The sequence below is a fragment of the Candidatus Merdisoma sp. JLR.KK011 genome, assembly GCF_036941125.1.
GTDB lineage: Bacteria > Bacillota > Clostridia > Lachnospirales > Lachnospiraceae > Laedolimicola.
This window is the reverse complement of sequence record NZ_JAYWSZ010000006.1, coordinates 143,020-166,032: the sequence shown is the minus strand read 5'-3', so window position 1 is coordinate 166,032 and position 23,013 is coordinate 143,020. Positions and strand designations below refer to the sequence as shown.

The following is a 23,013-nucleotide window of genomic DNA, read 5'->3' as shown; positions in this document are numbered from 1 at the left end:
AGTCTTTCTCTCCTGCTGCCGGACTTCCCATCCGCTTCCGAATGGAAAGCCCGGCAGCGCCTGCTATTTTATCGTATAATCCGAATAATCCAGAGAAAAGTTTGGATTAAAGTAAGGATCGCCTGCCTCCAGCTCCGCCCTCCATTTTTTCTGGAACAGAGCTACCTCATTCTGAAACCGCCTAAGCTTCTCCCCCTCCTCCATACCTCTTGTCTTAGATTCATAATGGAAGAGCTCGCAAAAAGGCGTGAACACGTTCAGATACCCGGCTTTGCGGAGCTTTAAGCAGAAGTCCACGTCGTTGAAGGCCACGCTGAAGGTCTCATCTAAGCCCCCGATCTCCTCATACTGCTTTCTTTCCACAAGAAGGCAGGCTCCTGTCACGGCCGTCACATCCTGGGCATAGCAGAGCCGCCCCATATAGCCCAGGTGCATCTTGTCATCCTTATAATGGGTGTGTCCCGCCGCACGGTGAGCGCCAAGGCCGATGACAATGCCGGCGTGCTGGATGGAATTGTCCGCATAGTAAAGCTTCCCGCCTACTGCCGCAACATCCGGCCTCTGGGCATACATCAGAAGCTCCTCCATCCACTCCCGGGTAATGATCTTCATATCATTGTTCAGCAGAAGCACATACTTTCCGCCTGCAAAGGACACGCCGAAGTTATTGATCCGGGAATAATTAAAGTCTCCCTCATACTTCACAACGCGGATCCGCTCATTGTGCTCCAACGCCTTGTAATAGTCAAAGATTTCCTTTGTCTCGCTGTTATTCTCCACCACGATAATCTCATAATTGGGATAAGTGGACTTACTCACAATGGATTCCACACACCGGGACAAATCCTCCATATGATCCTTGTTGGGAATCACGATGGAGATCAGCGGCTTCTCCAGCAGAGGATAGCGGATCCGAAAGATTGTCGGGAAGGCCCGGGTGCTCTCCACCTTGGCATCCATCCCGTAGACATCCAGAATGTGATCATGCACCGCCCTCTTGGCCGCATCTACCGCATAGGTCTTGGCATTGATATCCTGGGCTACGGAAGCCTTGTGGGATCTCCAGTAATACAGAGCTTTTGGCACATGGTACACCTTCCGGGCCTTTGCGGTAAGCCTCAGGATCATATCGTGATCCTGGCTTCCGTCATAGGCGCTCCGAAATACCCCTGCCTCATCCAGAAGCTCCCTGGAAAATGCGGAAAAATGGCAGATATAATTGTTTCCCCTTAAGTTATCAATGGCAAAATCCGGTTTAAAGTGCAGCACAATCATGTGATCAATGCTGTCGCCCTCAAAAGTTATCTCATCACAGTATATATAATCCGCCCCTGTCTCATTGATTGCTTTTGCATATTCAAAAAGCGCTGCCGGATGCAGGATATCGTCGTGATCAAACAGGCCGATGTAATCGCCGGATGCCAGCTTTAAGCATTCATTGGTATTGCCGGATATTCCATAATTGTGATCCAGCACATGGTAAACAATGCGGCTATCCTCTGCTTTGTATTTCGCACAGATTTCTCCCACATAAGCATGCTCATGATCACTTCCGTCCGCCAGGCACAGCTCCCAGTTTTCATAGGTCTGGTTTTTGACGGAATCCAGCATATCCGTCAGAAACTTCTCCGGCGTATTGTAAAGAGGCACCAGAATACTGAACTTTACCTTATGCTCAAAAACCGTCTCCCTCTGGGACTTTGCCTCCTCCGGCGTTGGAAAGCTGGCCGTTCCGTGACGCTTCATGTTTTTACGCTCCTGGATCTTGCTGCGGACCTTCCGCATCAGACCCGGAATGGAGCCGTACCGGGTAAGCCGATCCCTGGTTTTCTCATAAAAATGAAGCCCTTTGCGCAGAGGAACAGAAAGCTTCCAGGCAAAGCTGTTCTTTATGCGGTCCAGCTTGAAGCGCAGCTCCTCAATCTCTTTCTCGGATTCCTCAATTTTGCTCAGGAGAACCTCTGTCTTCTCCCGCTCCGCCTCGTACAATTTTTTATAATCGTTCTGTAATTCCTGGTTATCCATACATTACCTCTTGTATTTCTCTCCTGCTCTCTACCGGCCGGGCGCTTCGTAGGCGTCGCAGATCTCCTCCGCCTCGCCCATCATCCGCACCTGCCCGTGATCGATCCAGATGGCGTGCCTGCAGATCTCCTTCACCTGCTCAATGCTGTGGGATACAAACAGCACCGTGGTATTGCGTTCCATCATTTCCCGGATACGCTTCTTGCATTTATTCTGAAACTGGTAATCTCCCACAGCCAGAATCTCATCCACAATGAGAATGTCCGCATCCACAATGGTGGCAATGGAAAATCCCAGACGGGCCAGCATGCCGGAGGAAAAGTTCTTGATCGGCACATCCACAAACCGCTCCAGTCCGGCAAAAGCAATGATATCGTCAAACCGCTCCTCCAGCATCTCCTTTGGATAGCCGATAAGAGCCCCGTTGAGAAAAATATTTTCCCGGGCCGTCAGATCATGGTCAAAGCCGGCTCCCAGCTCAATCATGGGGGCAATGGTGCCGGCCGTCTCCACGCTTCCCTTTGTGGGACGCAGCACGCCGGCAATGACTTTCAGCATGGTACTCTTTCCGGAGCCGTTCATGCCCACAAGCCCTACGGAATCCCCTTTGCGGATCTCAAAGCTTACCTGATTCAAGGCCCAGAATTCTTCATAAAAAAGCTGGCGCTTCAAGGCCTTGATCACGTATTCCTTGATGCTGTCCACCTTTTCCCTGGAGAGGTTGAAGCACATGGATACATCTTTTACCTCTATGGCATTTTCTATCTTCATGGTTTCTATGTTCCTCTCCTAAATCTTCAAAATAAAGCTGTCCTGGGATTTTTTAAACACAAAGGAACCCACAAGAAGAGCCGCTGCACACCAAATCAGACTCTGTACATGAAGCATGGCCGGGGCCGTCACTCCCTCAAGAACCACGCAGCGGAATATTTTGATAAATCCCGTCATGGGATTTGCGTTCACGATAAACACCACCCAGGAAGGGGCATTTTCTAAAATCTCCATGGGGTAAATCACAGGGGTTAAGTACATCCAGGCTGTAGTAATGACGCTGTAGAGGTGCATCAGATCCCGAAAACTGACTGCCGCAGCCGACAAGAACAGGCTGACCCCTGTGGAAAAAAGCAGAACGTACAAAAGGGGAAACAATGCTAACAGAACCGTCGGCGTCACCCGGGCTCTTGTCACTACCATCACAATCACCAAGGCTGCCATGGAAGACAAAAGATTCACTCCGCTTGAAAGAACCTTGGAGATAGGAAACAGATATTTGGGCACATAAACCTTTTTGATCAGCTCTCCGCTGTGGACAATGGAGCCCATGGCAATGCTGGTGGACTCGTTGAAAAAGTTGAATATCAGCTGTCCGCAGAGGAGATACACCGGAAAATTATCAATGTTTCCATACCGGGAAAAGAAGTAGGAAAACACGATGGAAAGGACAGTCATCATCAGCAGCGGATTGAGAACGGTCCACAAAAGGCCCAGAATGGAACGTCGGTATTTGGTTTTGATATCCCGGCTCACCAGCTGGCCGATGAGATCCCGGTATTTTACAAATACACTAAGTAAGCTCACGTCGGTATCCTTTCTGAATCATTCCATTGATCACTGCAATCAGCACAAAGGCTCCCAGCCACACCATGCCAAAGCGCAGGAAGCTGAAAACCAGCGCCTGATCGTTGGGACGGGGCGTGGAGTAGTAGGCATTGTTGAAGATAAACAATTCGGAGCATAGGGCCAGGTAGACGGCTGCCAGGAAAGTTAGGATATTTCCCTTTCCGAATATCACCTTCATAGGGCCTCTTGCATCGTGCTGAAGCTTCCAGATACCTGTGGCATAGATGTCTGCTTCTTCAATCTTAAGCCGCCGGTTTTCCTGTTCTAAAGCCTGGTTCTGTTTCATAGCCAGCTCCAGCTTGCCTAAAATCTGCGCTTTTTCCTTTTCCGACACACTGTGTTTTTTGATCTCCTGCCAGTAGTCCTTTTCTCCCAGCCCAAGCTCCAGTACCTGGAAGCTCACCTCTGCCTTTGCAAGCTTTAAGCAGAGGGCTTCATCTACGAAGAACTTCGGATCCTTATGGAGATATACAAAGACAGGTTCAAAGTCTACATCGCTGTTGGTTTTAATCCGATCCCACTCTATGGTTTTCCTCTCTTCATCCTCATAGGTAAGGGTGAGGGCCAGAAGCTTTACCATGCTGCTGTCCTCCAGCAGTGGATCGAAACGAAAGCCGCAGGTGTGCTCGAATACGCTTAAGTCAAACTCCAGGGTTACGGTTTCTCCCAGAATGCAGGTGTATTCTGCCTGCAGGGAATCCTCCGGGCGAAAATCCTTTCCTGTGTCTATGAACACCTCGGCTGTAAGCCGTCTGCTGTCTTCCATGCTCATTTTTCCTCTTTTCTAGTGCGGCTGCCAGCACTGTCCGGGTTTACTTCCCGGACTTCAGCTCTTTGATGCCGCACCACTTTTGATCCTTCTCGGAGATGGTGAGTTCCATTCCTTCTGGTATAGGCCACTCTACACCGATATCCGGATCGTTCCATGCCAGGCCGCCTTCGTCGTTGGCATGATAGAAATCGGTGCATTTGTAGGCAAATTCTGCGTAATCAGACAATACCAGAAAGCCGTGGGCAAAGTTCTTGGGTATAAAGAACTGCTTTTTGTTCTCTGCTGAGAGGCGGACGCCGTGCCACTGGCCGTAGGTAGGGGAGCCTTCCCGGAGATCTACGGCTACGTCAAAAACTTCACCGCTGATTACCCGGACGATTTTGTCCTGGGGGTGGTTGATCTGGAAATGGAGGCCTCTGAGTACGCCTTTTTTAGAGGCGGACTGGTTGTCCTGGACGAATTCCATATCGATGCCGGCTTCTTTGAAGTCATTGTAGTTGTAGGTTTCCATGAAGTAGCCGCGTTCGTCGCCGAATACGGAGGGGGTTATGATTTTGAGGCTCTCGATGGGGCAGGTTTCTACGGTTATTTTTGACATTTGTGGTTCTCTCCCTTTGTTTTTTAGAGGCCGTTGGCTACGTCGGTGAGATACTGGCCGTAGGCTGTTTTCATTAGGGGGGCGGCCAGCTTTAGAAGCTGGTCTTTGTCTATGAAGCCGCGCTTGTAAGCGATCTCCTCGATGCAGGAGATGTAGAGGCCCTGACGCTTCTGGAAGGCGGCTACAAAGTCGGCGGCATCTAAGAGGGCGTCGTGGTTGCCGGTGTCAAGCCAGGCAAAGCCGCGGCCTAATGTCTCTACGTGAAGGGTTCCGCGGCGGAGATATTCGTTATTGACGCTTGTGATCTCGATCTCGCCCCGGGTGGAAGGTTTTACGTTTTTGGCTATCTCTACTACATCGTTGTCGTAGAAGTAGAGGCCGGGGACCGCATAGTTGGACTTTGGATTTACGGGTTTTTCCTCGATAGAGAGGGCTTTTCCCTCTTCGTCAAAGGCTACGACACCGTATTCTCTCGGGTCTTTTACATAGTAGCCGAAGATGGTGGCGCCCTCGGTACGGGAGGCTGCGCTCTTCAGTACCTTGGAAAAGCTTTGGCCATAGAAGATATTATCTCCCAAAACCAGAGCTACATGATCGGTTCCGATAAATTTTTCTCCGATAATGAAAGCGTCTGCCAGTCCTCTTGGATATTCCTGTACGGCATAGTGTATCTCCATGCCCAGCTGGGAGCCGTCGCCTAAGAGCTCCTGGAATACAGGGAGATCCCGGGGGGTGGAGATGACCAGTACCTCGCGGATTCCTGCCAGCATGAGGGTAGACAGGGGATAGTAGATCATGGGTTTGTCATAGACGGGCATGATCTGTTTGGATATTGCTTTTGTCAGCGGATAAAGTCTGGTTCCGGCTCCGCCTGCCAGGATGATTCCTTTCATAATTATAAAACCTCCATTCCAGTTCCGCAATGTCCCCATCACGGTTTTAACGTGCGTGAGGGACAGGCACTTTCCAGCGTCTGCCCCTGTGTAAGTTTCATTTTGTCTGATACATTTCTTCGTAATACTTCTGATATCCGCCGCTGGTTACGTTCTTCATCCAGTCTTCGTGCTCGAAGAACCACTGGATGGTAAGACGGATTCCCTCTTTGAACATGGTCTCCGGATACCAGCCAATCTCTTCTTTGATCTTGTCCGGGGCTATGGCATAGCGGCGGTCATGGCCTTTCCGGTCTTCTACGTAGGTGATAAGCTCCTTGCTGACCAGGGCTTTTCTCGGGTCATCCTCGGAAAGCATCTCCTGTAAGGTTTCCAGGATGATGTTGATGATCTCGATATTCTGTTTTTCGTTGTGGCCTCCGATATTATAGCGTTCTCCCAGACGGCCTTTTTCCTGTACCATGTCGATAGCCTTGGCGTGATCGTCTACGTACAGCCAGTCACGGACATTCTTGCCGTCGCCGTATACAGGGAGCTTCTTTCCCTGGAGTGCGTTATTGATAATCAGGGGAATCAGCTTTTCCGGGAACTGATAGGGGCCGTAGTTGTTGCTGCAGCTTGTGATATTGATGGGGAACCTGTAGGTATCCCAATAGGCCTTTGTCAGCATGTCGCCGGACGCCTTGCTGGCCGAGTAGGGGCTGTGGGGCGCAAAAGGCGTGGTCTCATAGAAATAGGTATCCCCTTCTTCCAGAGATCCATACACTTCATCGGTAGATACATAAAGAAAACGCTTGTCCTCCTTGTATGTTCCGTCTGGGAGCTCCCAGGCCTTTTTCGCTGCGTTCAGCATCACCAGGGTGCCCAGGACGTTGGTTTCCACGAAAATCTCCGGGTTGCGGATGCTGCGGTCAACATGGCTCTCCGCCGCAAAGTGTACGACACGGTCAATGTCATTGTCTGCGAAAATCTGTTCAATCGCTTCCCGGTCGCGGATGTCGGCCCGGATAAATGTATAGTTGTCCTGTTTTTCTACGTCTTTTAAGTTCTCCAGATTGCCGGCGTAGGTGAGGGCGTCTACATTAATGATGCGGATGCTGCCGCCGTACTTGCGGAACATGTAGTGAATATAGTTGGAACCGATGAAGCCGGCTCCTCCGGTAACGAGATAGGTTCTCATAGGATGCTTCTCCTTCAAAATATTTGGTTTCTCGATCTAGTATGAGCCTTTGACCTTTGACTTACATACTCATAGATATGGGTATTATAGCATTAAATGGAAGGGACGGCAACCCAAAAATCCCCGTCTAAGCACGTTTGCACGTTTCTATTGTCTTAAAAAAAATGCATACTGATCTCCAGCATACTCATAGGTTTTATAGGTATACCATACACCTTGCTGCTCTTCCAGGATAAACTCTGCATCTTGAATGAATGCAAAAAAACCCTGTTCATGCTCCAAACTATCCCTTACATATTGAAGAGCCAGCTCTGTCCGATCGGAAAAGTCGATCACATGGCATCTGGTATCCCATCCCATCAGCCCGTATAGCTCCGGCACGCCCTGTCCAAAACCGAAGGTATTGATGGGAACGTCCAGCTTTAACTCCTCCAGGAAAGCATAAAGGCTGTCCATATTTTGATATCCCCTTTGGGCCCGTTCATTCATCGCATGACCGCTTTGAACCAGTGTTCCCAGTGATAAAGCCGTCAAAATAACTGTCATAAAAATCGATGTATTTATTTTTAAAAGATCCTTTCCGGATTCTTCCTTTATTTTTTTCCATTTTATTTCTCCTATGGCTCCAATTCCGGACTCAAGGTAAATACAAACAAGAACAATAAATATAGTATAAACTATATCCAGATTAAAATATGCTGCCCTGTTCATGTAATATGTAATCTGTCCAAGACCCAGAACTCCAGTAAAAAAAAGAAATTGATGCTTTTCGCTGCTTCCGCACTTTTTCTCTTTGTCCAAAAAATAATGATTTGAAAAGCTCCACACAACCGCACCTAAAAACAGCACTAATTCCAACATATATCCCCCGGCGGTATCAGGAAGATTCATCCGAAGATACCCAGTCATGTAGTCGCCTTTCAGCAGAGGATATAAAAATGTCCGCAAGCTGTTGATTTCCCCTTTGTGAAGCAGATTATAAACGTTTACAATTCCATAGGCTCCCAAAAGGGAACAAACAATTCCTGCTATTTGTTCTGCAAAAAAAAGAAAAGACTTTATTTTCCAAAAAGCATTTTCATCAAGGTAAAGGTAACACTGCAAAGCGGCCCAGGCCGCAGCACATACCACTCCTGTCTCCGTATTCCAGATCACAGCCAGAACTCCCAGCAGATATCCCCCTACTGCCAGCCGCTTTGTTTTGTTTTTCAAATATAATACTGTATAGAAAAGAAATATACTGGAAAACAAAATCCGATGAGGCTGTACCTGCCAATAATTCATCAATCGCAGTCCCGTTACCGGAAGTACACAAGCAATGCCGCCCAGAAAACGTACCATGGAATTTTTACAAAAGCAGTGAATCACAAGCATAATAAAAAGAGCTGCCAGGCCGCCTAATACTGCAATCAAAAAAGCTGCGTCTTTTATATTTCCGTTTCCGATAATTTTTAGCGGCCATTTAAAAAAGATTGCATAATGTCCATAAATACTTGTAAAGAGATCGTCATATGCTCTGCCATGCACTACACTGTACAAAGAAGCATAGTATGCATGACCATGGAGGGGATCCGCCTGTAAATAATTGGGCATATACAAGGAATATCCTGAAAGAACGGACAGGATGCTATAAAACAAATAAAAAATCCAATCTCTTCCTCCTGTCTTCCCTTCTCTTATCTGGACAAAAAGAAATACAGATACTGCTGCCACAACTACGATACAAAATGCTTTAGATGTTGTCAGCCATAAAAACGGCTCAACCATTCCAGCCAGAAAAAAGCCCTCATTTTTAAATATAAACACCAATAAAAGCAATGCCACCAAGAGACTGCCGGCATTCAGCAGCCAGACCACCTTCTGAGGTATCATAATGATTACGCCATTTAAAATAAAAGCTCCGCAAAAAAAGCAAAATAAAAATAAAAGCAGATACATACCATAAAAGAGCATATTCTGATTTCCATAATTGCCTAAGTGCTCAGCAAAACCTGGGATCTTCAAAAATCCTGCCAAAAATATCTGGGCAGCCACAATTGCCAGCATTCCTGCCATCCAATTACTGTTCACTCTCTCATGATTCATCAAAATTGATCCTTTCCTCCTCCACAACCAGAGGCTTATGCATCACACGTGTATTGATATTCATAATATACTCACCCAACAACCCGATAAAAAAGAGCTGCATAGAGCCAATCACAAAGATACCAAGCAGAACAGGTATCATGCCGGCCGGGAAACGATCCCACCAGACAAGCTTCATTGTCAAATAAACAACCGCCACCAGAATGCTGAAGGCCGAACCGAGAAATCCCACAAAGGTAGCCAGACGCAGGCCAATCTTTGTGTAGGAGGTAAAGCTGAGCATCGCTGCATCGTAAAGACTGTACCAGTTGTTATGGGTCTTGCCAGCCCTCCGTTTTGGCTGCTCATACTCCACATCCTTACGCTTATAGCCATATTCCGCCACTACACCCCGGATAAAGGGAATGGGATCGTCAAGCTGCCGCAGCAGCTTGACAAAGGTCTTATCATAAAGACCAAAGCCTGTGAAATGCTCTATCATCTCCACAGAGGACATATTTTTAATCACTTTATAGTACATGCTCCGAAGAAAATAGATAAAACCGTTCTCCTTGCTGGAGCTCTTAATTCCGCTCACAATCTGATAGCCGTTCTCCCACTCCCGGACAAACACAGGAATCAGCTCCACCGGATCCTGGAAATCACAGGACATAGCTATGGTACAATCTCCTGTGGTCTGGCAGATGCCATAGTAGGGAGAATTAAACTGGCCGAAGTTCGTCACATTAAAGATAGCCTTGATCTTCGGATTCCGGCCGCAGATCATCCGCAGAAGATCTCTCGTTCTGTCTGTGGAATAATTATCAATAAAAACCAATTCATAATCATATTCTGACAGCTCTCCTTCTAGGATCTCCGTCACGGCCTTGCTGATGGGAACTACATTTTCTTCCTCATTATAGCAGGGAATCAGAACACTAATTTTTTTCATTTCCCATTTCCTCCCGATACCAGGCAATTGTCTCGCAGATTCCCTGTTCAAAGGAATACTCCGGTGTAAAGCCCGTATCTTCTCTCAATGCTTCGATATCCGCACAAAGCTGCATTACCTGCCCTGGGCCATAAGGGATGGCGCCAAGCTCCATCTTAAGGGCCGGGTCAATGGAATCACGCAGAATCGTAATATACTCTGCAAGGGGCCTGGCCCGGCCGCTTCCCAGGCAGTAAAGCTTTCCGCTGATCCCTTTCTCCCCCATCAGGTACATAGCCCGGGCCGCATCCTTGGAATAAAGGTAATCCCAGATCTGTTCTCCTGCCGTAAACCTCGGACACTGATCCTTTAAAAAGGCGTCTATGGCTGACATAATCATAGTTTTTGCCCCGTCGCAAGGGCCATAGACGCTTAAGATACGCACCCATACATGCTCAAGGCCCAGCTGTTCACACAAGAGCCGGCTCATCTGCCCGGCACAGAGCTTAGCCATCCCATAGCCGTTTTCCGGAAACGCCGGTGTATCCGGACTAAGCAGACCCTCCACCCGCCCATACTCCGCCTGGGAACCGGCGCCCAAAAACCTTTTGCACCCAAGCTCAGACGCAGCCCTCACAGCATCCAGGGTATACTTCACATTGCGGTTCTGAAGCTCAAGGTCATTCCTTCCGTTTCCGATGGTGCCTGCCCATGCAAAATGATAAAACACGTCGCAGCTTTCCCGAATCTCGTTCTTTAACCGGGAAAGCTCGTCCAATCCCAGGAGCACCGGCGTGACCAGCGGACTTTCCGGAATCCGGTCAATCCGCCCCGAATCCTTTCGTACCACTGCATATACATGAATGCCCCTGGCAATCAGATTTTCTGTCAATGCGGTCCCAATCGCTCCTGTGGGACCGGTAATCACTGCTGTTTTCATAAAATGTTCCTGCTTAATTATTTTCTATTTTTCTGTACTATTTGAACTGTCAAGCAAAGTGATTCGACTCATATTCCTCACGCTCCAGGAAAGGATACATATCGTCAATAGGCGGAGAGACAATTCTTCCGTCGGGCAGCACTTTGGAGGAAAGCTTCGGTTCAAAATTCTGCCCTGGATCCAGAACAATCTCACAGAATACAGGCCCTTCCAGAGCCAGTGCCTCCTGCAATTGCTCCTCTGCCCTGTCTATGCTGTCAATACGGTAAAAAGGAATTCCGTAGGCTTTTGCAAGCTTCCCGGCCTCCGGGAAGCTTAAACCATTCCCGTCGCAGACACCCACCAGAGGCGGCTGGAACAGATTCGTCTGTGTCTGGCGGATAGAATGGTATCCGTTGTTATTCAAATAAAGCAGCTTTAAGTTCAGCCGGTTATACACCACCGTCTGCAGCTCCTGGAGATTCATCTGAAAGCTTCCGTCCCCATCGATACAGATAACTCTCCTTCCTCCCCTTGCCACACAGCCGCCGATGGCCGCCGGAAATCCGTAGCCCATGGCTGCGCAGCCGGAGTTGGTAAAGAGACGCTGTCCCTTTTTAATCTTCATAGCCTGGAATGTAACTACACAAGCACTTCCGTTTCCTGTGATTACCACATCCTCTTCCTCAAGAACCTTAGACAGCTCTGCCACAAAGGCATAAGGATTCATAGGAGACTGCTGCTCATAATAGCGGGACAGTACAGCCGGATACCTGGCATCCGTCTGCCTGCACCAGGCAAGCCATTTCTGATGATCCGGATTGCCTGCGGCATACTCCGCCTTTAACAGAGCCGAAAGAACAGATTTTACATCTGCATGTACCGGAAGATCCGCCTTCACCGTAGGCTTCTTAAGCTCATTTTCATCAATATCAACGATGATTTTATAAGCATTCGGCGCAAATTCCTTATAATTATAGCTGATCTGGCGGATATTCAGACGGCAGCCCAGAACCAGGAGCAGATCGCTGTTCTGTACCACAAAATTTCCGCCTCTTGTCCCGAGAGTTCCAGGCCTGCCGCAGTAGAGCGAATGGGTATCCCAAAGAGCGTCATGGGCATTCCAGGCTGTCACAACAGGAATCTGAAGCTTTTCTATCACTTCCAGAAATTCTTTGTGCGCCCCTCCAAGACGGATTCCGGAGCCTGCAAACACAACGGGCTTTTTTGCTTTTTTTACCTTATCCAGAATTTGTTCCGTAAGTCTCCCGTCATAGCTCGGTGTCTCCGGCCGCCCAAGCTCTGCCGGATCAAAGCCTTTCAGCTCCTCTGTTTCTATAGGCGCTGCCTGTACGTCCAGCGGAATGTCAAGCCATACGGGACCCCCTCTTCCGTTTTTGCTGAGATACAGGGCTTTTTCCAAATGATAGCGAATCTCTGCAGGCTCTGTGACCATATGGGCATACTTTGTCATAGGCGCTACGGAAGCAGTGATATTGTACTCCTGATCTCCCAGCTGGCGAAGAGGCACCGTAGTAGACCAGGTGGTTGTCTCTCTTTTTACCTGCCCGGAAATCACAAACATGGGGATAGAATCCAGCCATCCGCCCAGTACGCCTGTAATGGCATTGGTTCCTCCCGGGCCGCTGGTCACGCAGACAGCCGCCAGCCGCCCCGTAAGCCTGGTATATGCTTCTGCTCCGATGGAACATGCCTGCTCGTGGTGATTATAGATGCAAGTCAGTTCCTTTTTGTGGCCGAAGGAATCATTCAGATGCATGGCTCCTCCCCCTGTAAGGGTAAATACATGCTCTATCCCGTTCTTTACCAGAAAATCCGCCACATATTCCGACAGCTTTATCTTCACTTTGTATTCTCCTTTCTTATTCCAGTTCCGCACCTTTAAGACAGTACTTCCAGCATCTCCTTCAGCGCTGTCTCTATCTCTTCCCGCTTTAGGTCATGTACCACTTTCAGCTTCATGCCCTCTTCCAGAAGCACGCATGTCAAAGCATCATCTATCTGCTTCTTATCCTTCCGGATGGCCTTTATGACCTCATCCAGATTCCAGTCAATCCCCTCCAGATCCACATGAATGATTTTCTTCAACAGCCTCTCTGCCCGGCGGCAGATATCTTCCTCCATAACGCCCCGGTGAAGAGACACCCGGTCTGCCATAATCATTCCCATAGCAACAGCCGTCCCATGGGGAACCTCATACCTGCTCATTGTCTCAAAGGCATGCCCGAAAGTATGGGCAAAGTTCAGATGAATCCGCACGCCCCGGTCAAACTCATCTTCCTCGATAAAATCCTTTTTAAAGGCAAGGGAGGTTCGCAAAAATTCTTCCACCACCTCCGGCTTTCTCGCTAAAAGCCCTTCCATCTGAATCTCTATCCGTTCAAGGCCCGCCTCTCCTGACATAATATTGAACTTCACAACCTCTCCCAGGCCGCTTTCAAAGTCCCTCTGGGACAAAGTGAAAAAGAACCGGGGGCAAATGTAGATTTCTTCCGGCGGATAGAAGGTTCCCAATAGATTTTTGAAGGATTTGTAATTCAAGGAAGTCTTTCCTCCGATACAGCTGTCACAGGCTGCCAGCAGGGTAGTGGGTACAAAGCTCCAGTGGATTCCCCGGTAAAGAATATTGGCGGCAAAGCCGGTAATATCCTGAACAATCCCTCCTCCAAAGGAAACCAGACGGGCATTGCGCTTGCCGGGAATCTCCGTCATCCTCTCACAGACAGAAAGGGCCGTCTCTATGGTCTTATTTTCCTCCAAAGCTTCGATTACATACAGCTTATCCTCAGGAATTCTGCCAAAGAGCTCTTTCTCATAGAGACCCAAAAGCTTTTTATCCACTACAAACAAGGCGTTATCTGCCTGAAGCAATGATTCAAAAAAGGAGAAATCCTCTTCTATATGTACTTGATAATCCTTTGTGCTTGACTTGATGATCATTTCTCTGAAAACCCTCCGTCTACCGTAATTTTCTGGCCTGTGAGATAAGTATTCTGCTCGCTGCAGAGGAAATAAATCACCTCGGCCATCTCCCCAGGCTCAGCCAGCCTCTGCATAGGAATCTCCCTGGAAAGCTCCTCAATCTGTTCCGGAGTATTGTTCTTTTTCGTCATCTCTGTCATGGTAAATCCCGGGCATACGGTATTCACCAGAATATTGTAGGGGGCCAGCTCCACCGCCATGGTGTTGGTAACTCCGTGGATTCCGTTCTTCGTTGCACTGTAGACACAGCGGCCCGGCTTGGAAACCACGGCCCAGATGGAACCGATGTTGACGATTCTGCCATAACGGTTCTCCTTCATTTTTCCTGCAAAGCCGCGGATCAGCTTAATGGGCGCTATCAGATTCAAGGCTGTCATCTGTTCGATCTCCTCGTCTGTGATGTCCTCGATCTCATGGATGTCGTTGCTGCCCGCATTGTTTACAATTACATCAAAATAAGTGTCCCTATGCTTCTCAACATAGGCGGCAATGGACGCCTTGTCTGTCAGATTCAGCTCCTGCCGGGTGGGCGCTTCCACTTCATAACCGCAGCTTCTAAACTTTTCAGCCGTCGCTTTCCCGATTCCTCTGGATCCTCCCGTTATCAGTACCTTCCGCATAAGCTTCCCCTCCTCTTTTTCAAATCTTATAATAAGAATCCGTCACAAATACCACCGGCATCTTAAGCTCCAGCTTCTTTATGCCGCTGATTACATCTTGGTTGATATTCTGCGCCACCTCTGTGCTGTAGGAGTACTCCATATTGGGATTGATATAGTTGGGTTCCTCTATGACAGAATAGCCGTCGCAGCCTGCAAGACAGATCTCTTCTGCCTCATATTCCTTCAGAAGCTTCAAGAGCATCAGCATGGGATTATCCGCAATCAAAGCCTCCTCATCCAGAAGATCCTGATATCGCAGCACGTAATCAAAAGCAGTCGTAGCAGTCACATTGGAGGTGGCGATCGTCTTCGTGCAAAAGGCCTGGCTGCTGAGCATGGTAGACATCTGTACATATCGTTTTGCATTGCTCATAAATACATAATCGCAGGAAATATCCTCCGGTATGAAATTAATAGAGATTACCAAAGGATCCTTTTCCCGGATGCAGGTCTTAATCCGTTCCTTCTGGGTACGGATACTCTTTCCAGGCCCAATGAGCAGAATCTTACGCCCCTTAAGCTGTCTGCAAAGCTCTTCCCTGTCCCTGCGGTCGTCACAGTCTTTTTTCTGGTATTCCCGATACAGTTCCTCGATATACCCGCCGTCATACATCAGCTTCTTTTCTTCTGTAATACTGCTTAAAATTTCGTTGATGGATTTGACAGAAAGCTTCTTTTTGTTCTGCAGATAGGTGACATAATTCGGATGGCAGGCATTGGAGGCTGACAGGAAAAAGGTAAAGGAATAGCCCCAATGCATTTTTTTATAGATGTCCAGGATGGTCACGTCGATGGCCTCCAGCATCTGGCTGATCTGATAGTCCTTCCCAAAGTTTTCATTCAGATAAGTAGCCAGAAGCTCCAGCGGCGCATTCCCGGCGCTTTTTCCCATTCCGTACAAGGTTCCATCCACAATGATCCGGCGCTTTGTCTCCTGAGCCAGCACAGAGATGCAGTTAGCATAGCCAAGCTGAAAATTATTGTGAGCATGATATCCCAGGCCGATCTCTTCCTTCAGCCGTCGATCTGCCTCCTTAAAATAATGAAGGAGGCCTTTTTCATACAAAAGCCCATAGGTATCTACCAGGGACATGGCAAAAGGCTCCAGATCATTTACCAAATCCAGCAAATCGGCAAATTCCTCATCTGTATAGCTTGTAATGGAAACCGCCTGGGAAAAAACCTGGTAGCCAAGGGTTTTCAGTTCTTTGCAGAAAGCGATGGCCTCCCGGCGCAGATGCTTCTTGAAAATCACCCGGATTCCGTCCAGATAGCTTTCCTTGCAGGGCGAAATCCTGGAAAGGCCGCAGGTTCCATAATCTATCATCCCCACAACCATGGAGCTTCCTCTTTGAAGACCGCCGTAGATCTTCTCTACAGAAGCTGTATCCGGCATAATGCTTCGATTGGGATCAAACTCCCTCCTCTCATCCAGAAAGCCCACCTCGATGATATCCGCCCTGGCGCTGACCAGGCGTTCAAAAATATTTACCAGATTGTCGTGGCCGAACTCCCAGTCATTTAAGTACCCTCCATCCCGGAGCGTACAGTCCAGCAATTCTATATTTCCCATTCTTTCCTCTTTCTCACACAATTATTGTATTTTTACGCTTTGTGCGAAACGCCCACAGCTTATTTATCACAAAATTCAGCGGCACTGTAATCACCAGGTTGATGATGGGCCCAAGATATTCGGAGATTCCCAGCACATCCACCCAGATATAAAGCAGAATATTGGCCAGAATCAGTCCCGTAGAGGCATAAGCCAGAAAGGTCTTGATAAGGGTCAGAAAGAGATTTCTCTCTTCGCTTCCTTTTTGAAAAACATACTTATTGTTCCAGTAAAAGGAATTCAGCACACTAATGACAAAGCCCAGGACGCTTGCGAGAAGATAATGCATTCCAAGCCTCACCCCCGCCAGGTACACCACATAGGAAATGAGCGTGTTGGACAATCCTACAATGCCGAACTTCACAAATTGTATAAACGCCGGAAGCCATTCTTTCTGCTTACTCATCTGCCACTGCTTCCTTTATGGTCTCTGCCATATAGTCAATCATTTCGTCTGTCATTCCCGGATATACGCCGACCCAGAAGGTATCTCTCATAATGCGATCCGTATTCTTAAGCTCCCCTGCAATGCGGTAGCCTTTTTTGCCGGCACGCATTTCATCAAAACAGGGATGCTTGATAAGATTGCCTGCAAAAAGCATCCGGGTCTGAACGCCTCTGCTCTCAATGTAAGGAACCACACGCTCCCGGTTCACACCCTCCCGGCAGGTAAGCAAGAACCCAAACCAGCTGGGTCTGCTGTTCTCACAGGCTTCTGGCAGGATCAGCTTTCCGCTTGTACCTTCCAATCCTTTTTTCAGTCTGTCAAAATTCTCCCGTCTGCGCTCTGCAAAGCCGGGAAACTTATCCAGCTGGGCACAGCCGATGGCTGCCTGCATGTCTGTGGCCTTTAAATTATAGCCAAAATGAGAGTAGACATATTTGTGATCATAACCCAGGGGCAGTTCTCCATACTGGCGGTCAAACCGATGGCCGCACAGATTGTCACGGCCGGAGGGACACACGCAGTCCCTGCCCCAGTCCCGGAAGGATTTGATAATCTTATGAAGAAGGGCATTATTGGTATACACGGCTCCTCCCTCACCCATGGTCATGTGGTGGGGCGGATAAAAGCTGGAGGTTCCGATATCGCCGATGGTTCCCGTAAAGCGTTCTTCCCCGTCTATGGTGTATCTTGAGCCTAACGCATCACAGTTGTCCTCAATGAGCCACAGATGATGCCGGCCGCAGAAGTCCTTGACTGCCTTTAAGTCAAAGGGGTTGCCCAGGGTGTGGGCAAGCATCACTGCTTTTGTCTTTTCCGCATATGCTGCCTCCAGCTTTGTCACGTCAATATTATACTGAGGAATGGTCACATCCACAAAAACCGGCACTGCTCCGTACTGAATCAAGGGCGCAACCGTGGTAGGAAAGCCGGCGGCCACTGTAATCACCTCATCCCCCCGTTTTACCCGGCGCTCTCCAAGAAGCGGTGAGGTCAGAGCCATAAAAGCATTCAGATTGGCGGAAGAACCAGAATTCACCAGACAGCAATAACGCACGCCCAGATATTCGCCTAATTTCTTCTCAAATTCTTCCGTATAGCGGCCGGAGGTCAGCCAGAACTCCAGGGCGCTGTCTACCAGATTGGTCATTTCCCGGTCATCGTACACACGGGATGCGTAAGGAATCCGCTGTCCCTCTTTGAAAGGCTCCTTTTTATTATGAAACGTATCACAGTAGGCCTTTACTGCCGTAAGAATCTCTTCTCTTGCCTGCTGCTCTGTCTTATTTTCAAACATCTCTCTGCTCCTTTTCTCTCTGCTCCTGGTATTCCAAAATCTGCTTTTCCATATAAAGATCCATGTTTTCGCCGTTCAGCCAGGCCTTTGACCATGCGGCAGTCTTTTCCACTGCGGTTTTTACATCCCATACCGGCTTCCAGCCAAAAACGCTCTTTAGCTTTGAACAGTCTAATTTCAGAAAGTTCGCCTCATGGGGGCCTCCGTCATACTGGTTCACCCAGCTCATACCCTCTCCCCAGCTCTCGCAGAACAGATCCGCCAGCTCCCCGGTGGAAATGCAGTCCCTGTCCTCTGGGCCAACATTGTAAGAGCCTTCGTATTGTCTCTCTTCTGCCTGCATGGCCGCAATCATCAAATATACAAACAAGGGCTCCAACACATGCTGATAGGGTCTGGTGGAATGAGGATTCCGAATGATAACCGCTTCTTTTTTCTCTGCAGCCCGGATACAGTCCGGGATAATCCGATTGTCCGCAAAGTCTCCCCCCCCTATCACATTGCCTGCCCTTGCAGTAGAAACGGCTGTGTCCATATTCTGAAAAAACGAGCTCTTATAGCTGTGGGTCACAAGCTCAGAGCAGGATTTGCTATTGGAATATGGATCGTATCCGTCCAGCGGTTCGTTTTCCCGGTAGCCCCAGGCCCATTCCTTGTTTTCATAAACCTTGTCCGTGGTTACGTTTAAAAAAGATTTTACACAGGGAAAAAGCCGTACACATTCGCAGATATGCACGGTTCCCATAACATTTGTCTCATAGGTTTCCACCGGCGCTTCATAAGAACGCCTGACCAGAGGCTGCGCCGCAAGGTGCAGCACAATCTCTGGCTGAACCTGTTCAAATACGCTTTTCAGATGGGGAAAATCCCTCACATCCCCCTCTATAGAGTTTATCTTGTCTGATATCCCCGAAATTTCAAATAAAGACGGGGCCGTGGGCGGCTTTAACGCATATCCCGTCACCTCTGCCCCGAATAGGGAAAGGATTTTGCAAAGCCAGGTACCTTTGAATCCGGTATGTCCAGTTACCAATACCCGCTTTCCTTTATAATAATCTGACAGCTTCCAATTTTCCTCTTTCATCAATCAGCTCTCCTCTGACTTTGTTAAGCTTCCCATACTTTCCAGGGCGCATGGCCGGAAGCCCACAGCTTTTCCAGCTTTTCTTTTTCTCTGGCCGTATCCATACACTGCCAGAAGCCATTGTGCCGGTAAGCCATAAGCTGTCCCTTCTCTACCAAAGCCTGCAGGGGTTTCTGCTCAAATATGGTGTCGTCCCCTTCCAGATAATCAAAAACAGCCGGCTCCAGAACCATAAAGCCCCCGTTAATCCGTCCGCCGTCCTGCTCTGCCTTTTCCCGGAAAGATCCGATTTTCCCGTCTTCCTCCACTTCCAGAACACCGAACCGCTGATCAAGGGTTACCGTTGTAAGGGTAGCAATCTTTCCATGACTGCGGTGAAAGGCCAGCAGTTCCGGAATATGAATATCTGCCACGCCGTCCCCATAAGTCAGAAAGAAGGGCTCTTCGCCAATGTAGGGCTGCACGCGCTTTACCCTTCCGCCGGTCATCGTATTAAGGCCCGTGTCCACAAGGGTCACACGCCAGGGCTCCGCCACATTATTATGCACCGTCATTTCATTGCTTCTGGTAAAGTCGAAGGTCACATCACTGTTGTGAAGATAGTAATCTGCAAACCACTCTTTGATTACGTGCTGTTTGTAACCGCAGCAGATGATAAAATCGTGGACTCCGTAATGAGAATAACCTTTCATAATATGCCAGAGAATGGGCTTTCCGCCGATCTCTATCATTGGCTTCGGTTTTAGATGGCTTTCTTCACTGATTCTTGTGCCAAAACCGCCCGCCAGTATCACTGCCTTCATTTGTATTCCTCACTTCCATCTTTTGTCATGCATCGCTTCGTTCATATGCCGCGCCGCTGCCTGCTTTCCCCTTTTAATCCATCTGTAATCTTCTTTGCACTATAGCATACTCTTTTTTTCATTGCAAGGCAATGCTTACTTTGCATGCAGTTCATAGTAATCTACGCAGCCCAAATACACTACAAATAGAAACATTCCCATCTCATAATTCAGCAGGCAGTAATCCATATTCAAAAATACCAAAAAGCCAAGCCACATCCCTGCTGCCATCCATGTTCTGCTTTTCCAAAGACAATATCCTATTATCAGCAAAAAAAGCAAAATAAAACCCAGTCCTACCGGTACGGAAAAGCGGAGAAGCACATTTAAAAATACATTATGCGCATTGTTCACCTGCCATCCCGGCGAGGCCTCAAAAAGAACCTCCCCAAACCAATACCCCCATCCTTCCGGTTTTTCAAATATCTCTCTCACTGCGCCTCTCCAGATATCAAGGCGTCCTCCCAGAGAAAAAAGATTCCGTTCTCTCATAAGAAGCTTTAAAAATATCCCTCCGCCCATAACAGCAGCGGCTCCCCAAAGGAGGTATATTTTACGAAACCGAACCTTCTTCCAATCGATACTATCCATCCAGGCTCCCAGCAATACCAGAACCACTACTCCAAATCCCGTCCAGGAATGGGTTAAAAACAATGCCGCCAAAAATACGGCCAGGCTGAAACACCAGGTAAACCGGCTTCGAAACAAGTTCCGGAACCGGACAGCCAGCGCTATGAATGCTGTCAGCATCAAAGCATAGTCGCTTTTGTGGCTGTATATCCAATGATGCCGGAATTCATAATAACCCTCGGGAAGCCGGATAAGCCAAAACTGATTGTTACAGATAAGATAACTCACATACCCCATGAAGAAGTATAGAATGCTCAATATATTCGAGATCACGGCGCAGCGCAGCAAAAACATCACAAGACTTCCGCCCTGTTCACCGAGGCTGTCCTCATACCAGCACAAAAACAGAAAAAAAGCAAACGCAATCGTATTGCTAATCTGCTCCCCATACCAATGAAGATACACTGCGTTCATATACAAGGATAATACATTGTATAGCAGAATTCCGGCTAAATATATCAAGCAAAACTTGTCTCCCCGTTTTCGCTGCCCTCGAAACAGCTGCCAGCCCATATAGACCAGGAGCGCCCCATATGCCAATGTAAATATAACATAATACTCTGCTTTGTAATCTTCTGTAAACGGACTGTAAACAGCCGGAAAGAACAGACTAAGTATTATAAAGAGTTTCAAGCATAAAGTTTTCATTCTATTCTCTCCGCATTCACTATTCCCGAATCTGATATACAACAGAATTTCCGTATTCCGCTATCTTTTTTGCATCTATTTCCTGCAGATGTCTCTCTGTACGGCCATTTGGAACAGTAAAAATGTACTTTGACTGAATATTACTGAAATCACTTTCGATTTTGTCAAACAGACACATATTAATTCCCATTCCGGGCGGCAATGCATACAACATCTGCCATCTGCTGAAAACATATTCCTCATTTACCACATCGTCAAATACCCAGATAACCGTATTGTCATAAGAAGGGCCCTCCTCTTTAACCTGTATCTCTTTAAAAAGCGCCTCCTCTCCTTTTTGAAGCTCCGCCGCCACTGCCCCTTCCGGATCATAGGGTATGTCCCAGGAAGTGGAATCAAGCGTCATCATTACAAAGAGATAGCTGTACATCAATGCAATCATCCACATCTTTCCCTCCGACAATCCGTCCATTGCCAGAAGAATGATTCCGATTACCGTAAATCCAAGAAGATGCTTCTGTCCGCTGGATATGCGGAAAATAAAGATAATTGCCAAAAACATAATCACAAAAAAGCTTGTCCAATACCCATACCGGAGCGTTGTCTCTTTGTCCTTCTGCCTGACAGCCGTTACCAGCTTGTACACAAAACCCACAAACACAATGGCAAAGGAGATCCCGGCATTCTCACCCATGGAATGACCCGTGGCAATGGCGCTGCCCAGATACTTCATAAATTCATCGCAGCCGGCAAGGAGAATATAAAGAACATTTTTTGTGCCGGAAAGGATTCCATGTGTAAAGAATCTGGTGATAAATTCTGTATCAAACAGAGTTCCTCCGTCCAGATAAGGGGCACAGAGGTATTTGGATATGAGAAAATATACTCCCATAGTAACAAGCGTAAGCGCTGCAATCAGCCAGCCGTTCTTCCGGCTCTTTTTCACAAGATAGTAACCGGGAACTGCCAGAAAAATAATATAGTAGGGCCGCATCCATGTGAGAATCATAGCAGTCACAATCATGGCAGCCAGCGCCGGCTTCTGCTTTGCATCTTCTCTTCTGAGATAAAACACAAAGGCCATCAGCAGCATTACCATAAAATATACCGTCGACTCTACATGAGCGCTGAGCGCATACCGGGTGAGACGGATAAACAGAGCATAAAACATAGAGAGCCAGAACACCTGCTTTTTATCCGGCTTTGCAAGAAATGCGAAAAAGCCCATACCCAGCATCATCATAGCAATGTTGCACCAGATGGGCGACATATAATTCCATCCAAAAAGCAGCCCCCAGATGCTCCAGGGGAGCAGTAAAACAGGACTCCACACAGAAAAAGAACCCGCCCGGGCATGGGTATCGCTGTAGCCAAAATATCCCTGTGGGATTCCATAATGAACAATCCCCTCTACTTCTTTATAATAGATAATGTCATCATTCCAAAGCCCTGCTGGAAGATACAGATCGCTGATCAGATTATCTGTTTTCAGGCAGTATGCCAGACAGCATAAAAAGGGGACTGCCGCCAGCCATATGACTGAAAACCAGCGCCATGCTTTTTCTTTATCAATTTTTTCTATCAGTGTTTTTAGTTTTCTTATAGTCTGCTTCATAGAACTTGGATACCTTTGCCTTAAATATTCTTTTTTGAACTATAGCATATTTATCTTTATTGCGCAAGATACGCTGATTCTCTTTACTCTTTACATAAAGTCTGCTGTTTTAGGCCTCTTTTCATTTTGCTGTTGAAATCAGGCGGCATATCAAGTATCATATAAGAAATTCT

At 47.8% G+C, this 23,013-nt stretch carries 20 protein-coding genes; all 20 read right to left on the bottom strand.

Annotated elements, in window-relative coordinates:
- Positions 1 to 63 precede the first annotated feature (63 nt).
- A complete protein-coding gene (locus VV089_RS24215; RefSeq protein ID WP_334337734.1) occupies positions 64 to 2,025 on the bottom strand; it encodes a glycosyltransferase family 2 protein in 1,962 nt (653 codons plus the stop codon).
- 30 nt (positions 2,026 to 2,055) lie between these two features.
- On the bottom strand, positions 2,056 to 2,796 hold the full coding sequence (locus VV089_RS24210; RefSeq protein ID WP_172543107.1) for an ABC transporter ATP-binding protein: 741 nt from the start codon (positions 2,794 to 2,796) through the stop codon (positions 2,056 to 2,058).
- Positions 2,797 to 2,814: 18 nt separating this feature from the next.
- Positions 2,815 to 3,603: an ABC transporter permease gene (locus VV089_RS24205; RefSeq protein WP_172543106.1), complete on the bottom strand. Its 789-nt coding sequence runs from the start codon at positions 3,601 to 3,603 to the stop codon at positions 2,815 to 2,817.
- Positions 3,590 to 4,411 (bottom strand): hypothetical protein, encoded by an 822-nt coding sequence (locus VV089_RS24200; RefSeq protein WP_172543105.1) that lies wholly within the window; start codon positions 4,409 to 4,411, stop codon positions 3,590 to 3,592. The genes VV089_RS24205 and VV089_RS24200 overlap by 14 nt, the downstream gene beginning before the upstream one ends.
- Positions 4,412 to 4,457: 46 nt before the next feature.
- A complete protein-coding gene (gene rfbC / locus VV089_RS24195; RefSeq protein ID WP_334337733.1) occupies positions 4,458 to 5,015 on the bottom strand; it encodes a dTDP-4-dehydrorhamnose 3,5-epimerase in 558 nt (185 codons plus the stop codon).
- Positions 5,016 to 5,038: 23 nt separating this feature from the next.
- Positions 5,039 to 5,908, bottom strand: a complete 870-nt coding sequence (gene rfbA, locus VV089_RS24190) for a glucose-1-phosphate thymidylyltransferase RfbA (protein WP_334337732.1) — start codon at positions 5,906 to 5,908, stop codon at positions 5,039 to 5,041.
- Between the two features lie 97 nt (positions 5,909 to 6,005).
- On the bottom strand, positions 6,006 to 7,088 hold the full coding sequence (gene rfbB, locus VV089_RS24185; protein ID WP_172543102.1) for a dTDP-glucose 4,6-dehydratase: 1,083 nt from the start codon (positions 7,086 to 7,088) through the stop codon (positions 6,006 to 6,008).
- A 147-nt stretch (positions 7,089 to 7,235) separates the two neighbouring features.
- Entirely contained in the window at positions 7,236 to 9,173 is a 1,938-nt protein-coding gene (locus VV089_RS24180) for a hypothetical protein (RefSeq protein ID WP_334337731.1), read from the bottom strand.
- Positions 9,163 to 10,104, bottom strand: coding sequence for a glycosyltransferase family 2 protein (locus tag VV089_RS24175; RefSeq protein WP_334337730.1), 942 nt, complete (start codon positions 10,102 to 10,104; stop codon positions 9,163 to 9,165). Before VV089_RS24175 ends, VV089_RS24180 begins: the two co-directional genes overlap by 11 nt.
- Complete coding sequence (locus VV089_RS24170) at positions 10,091 to 11,023, bottom strand: NAD-dependent epimerase/dehydratase family protein (RefSeq protein ID WP_334337729.1); 933 nt, start codon at positions 11,021 to 11,023, stop codon at positions 10,091 to 10,093. The genes VV089_RS24175 and VV089_RS24170 overlap by 14 nt, the downstream gene beginning before the upstream one ends.
- A gap of 49 nt (positions 11,024 to 11,072) precedes the next feature.
- Positions 11,073 to 12,869 carry a thiamine pyrophosphate-binding protein gene (locus VV089_RS24165; RefSeq protein ID WP_334337728.1) on the bottom strand — a complete coding sequence of 599 codons (1,797 nt, stop codon included), beginning with the start codon at positions 12,867 to 12,869 and terminating at the stop codon, positions 11,073 to 11,075.
- Positions 12,870 to 12,904: 35 nt separating this feature from the next.
- Entirely contained in the window at positions 12,905 to 13,963 is a 1,059-nt protein-coding gene (locus tag VV089_RS24160) for an AroB-related putative sugar phosphate phospholyase (cyclizing) (RefSeq protein WP_334337727.1), read from the bottom strand.
- Entirely contained in the window at positions 13,960 to 14,625 is a 666-nt protein-coding gene (locus VV089_RS24155; RefSeq protein WP_172543097.1) for an SDR family NAD(P)-dependent oxidoreductase, read from the bottom strand. Before VV089_RS24155 ends, VV089_RS24160 begins: the two co-directional genes overlap by 4 nt.
- A 19-nt stretch (positions 14,626 to 14,644) precedes the next feature.
- Positions 14,645 to 16,240 carry an aldolase catalytic domain-containing protein gene (locus VV089_RS24150; protein ID WP_334337726.1) on the bottom strand — a complete coding sequence of 532 codons (1,596 nt, stop codon included), beginning with the start codon at positions 16,238 to 16,240 and terminating at the stop codon, positions 14,645 to 14,647.
- 13 nt (positions 16,241 to 16,253) lie between these two features.
- Positions 16,254 to 16,685: a GtrA family protein gene (locus VV089_RS24145; RefSeq protein WP_172543095.1), complete on the bottom strand. Its 432-nt coding sequence runs from the start codon at positions 16,683 to 16,685 to the stop codon at positions 16,254 to 16,256.
- Complete coding sequence (gene rfbH, locus VV089_RS24140; protein ID WP_334337725.1) at positions 16,678 to 18,021, bottom strand: lipopolysaccharide biosynthesis protein RfbH; 1,344 nt, start codon at positions 18,019 to 18,021, stop codon at positions 16,678 to 16,680. The genes VV089_RS24145 and rfbH overlap by 8 nt, the downstream gene beginning before the upstream one ends.
- Positions 18,014 to 19,105, bottom strand: a complete 1,092-nt coding sequence (gene rfbG, locus VV089_RS24135; RefSeq protein ID WP_334337724.1) for a CDP-glucose 4,6-dehydratase — start codon at positions 19,103 to 19,105, stop codon at positions 18,014 to 18,016. The genes rfbH and rfbG overlap by 8 nt, the downstream gene beginning before the upstream one ends.
- A 23-nt stretch (positions 19,106 to 19,128) precedes the next feature.
- Positions 19,129 to 19,908 (bottom strand): glucose-1-phosphate cytidylyltransferase, encoded by a 780-nt coding sequence (gene rfbF / locus VV089_RS24130; RefSeq protein WP_172543093.1) that lies wholly within the window; start codon positions 19,906 to 19,908, stop codon positions 19,129 to 19,131.
- Positions 19,909 to 20,043: 135 nt separating this feature from the next.
- Positions 20,044 to 21,225 carry an O-antigen ligase family protein gene (locus VV089_RS24125; RefSeq protein ID WP_334337723.1) on the bottom strand — a complete coding sequence of 394 codons (1,182 nt, stop codon included), beginning with the start codon at positions 21,223 to 21,225 and terminating at the stop codon, positions 20,044 to 20,046.
- A 19-nt stretch (positions 21,226 to 21,244) separates the two neighbouring features.
- Positions 21,245 to 22,840 (bottom strand): hypothetical protein, encoded by a 1,596-nt coding sequence (locus VV089_RS24120; protein ID WP_334337722.1) that lies wholly within the window; start codon positions 22,838 to 22,840, stop codon positions 21,245 to 21,247.
- Positions 22,841 to 23,013 lie beyond the last annotated feature (173 nt).

Bases quoted from the DNA above. Each gene is read 5' to 3' on its own strand.
- VV089_RS24215 (WP_334337734.1), bottom strand. From the start codon at position 2,025: ATGGATAACCAGGAATTACAGAACGATTATAAAAAATTGTACGAGGCG.
- VV089_RS24210 (WP_172543107.1), bottom strand. From the start codon at position 2,796: ATGAAGATAGAAAATGCCATAGAGGTAAAAGATGTATCCATGTGCTTC.
- VV089_RS24200 (WP_172543105.1), bottom strand. From the start codon at position 4,411: ATGGAAGACAGCAGACGGCTTACAGCCGAGGTGTTCATAGACACAGGA.
- rfbC (WP_334337733.1), bottom strand. From the start codon at position 5,015: ATGTCAAAAATAACCGTAGAAACCTGCCCCATCGAGAGCCTCAAAATC.
- rfbA (WP_334337732.1), bottom strand. From the start codon at position 5,908: ATGAAAGGAATCATCCTGGCAGGCGGAGCCGGAACCAGACTTTATCCG.
- rfbB (WP_172543102.1), bottom strand. From the start codon at position 7,088: ATGAGAACCTATCTCGTTACCGGAGGAGCCGGCTTCATCGGTTCCAAC.
- VV089_RS24180 (WP_334337731.1), bottom strand. From the start codon at position 9,173: ATGAATCATGAGAGAGTGAACAGTAATTGGATGGCAGGAATGCTGGCA.
- VV089_RS24175 (WP_334337730.1), bottom strand. From the start codon at position 10,104: ATGAAAAAAATTAGTGTTCTGATTCCCTGCTATAATGAGGAAGAAAAT.
- VV089_RS24170 (WP_334337729.1), bottom strand. From the start codon at position 11,023: ATGAAAACAGCAGTGATTACCGGTCCCACAGGAGCGATTGGGACCGCA.
- VV089_RS24160 (WP_334337727.1), bottom strand. From the start codon at position 13,963: ATGATCATCAAGTCAAGCACAAAGGATTATCAAGTACATATAGAAGAG.
- VV089_RS24155 (WP_172543097.1), bottom strand. From the start codon at position 14,625: ATGCGGAAGGTACTGATAACGGGAGGATCCAGAGGAATCGGGAAAGCG.
- VV089_RS24150 (WP_334337726.1), bottom strand. From the start codon at position 16,240: ATGGGAAATATAGAATTGCTGGACTGTACGCTCCGGGATGGAGGGTAC.
- VV089_RS24145 (WP_172543095.1), bottom strand. From the start codon at position 16,685: ATGAGTAAGCAGAAAGAATGGCTTCCGGCGTTTATACAATTTGTGAAG.
- rfbH (WP_334337725.1), bottom strand. From the start codon at position 18,021: ATGTTTGAAAATAAGACAGAGCAGCAGGCAAGAGAAGAGATTCTTACG.
- rfbG (WP_334337724.1), bottom strand. From the start codon at position 19,105: ATGAAAGAGGAAAATTGGAAGCTGTCAGATTATTATAAAGGAAAGCGG.
- rfbF (WP_172543093.1), bottom strand. From the start codon at position 19,908: ATGAAGGCAGTGATACTGGCGGGCGGTTTTGGCACAAGAATCAGTGAA.
- VV089_RS24125 (WP_334337723.1), bottom strand. From the start codon at position 21,225: ATGAAAACTTTATGCTTGAAACTCTTTATAATACTTAGTCTGTTCTTT.
- VV089_RS24120 (WP_334337722.1), bottom strand. From the start codon at position 22,840: ATGAAGCAGACTATAAGAAAACTAAAAACACTGATAGAAAAAATTGAT.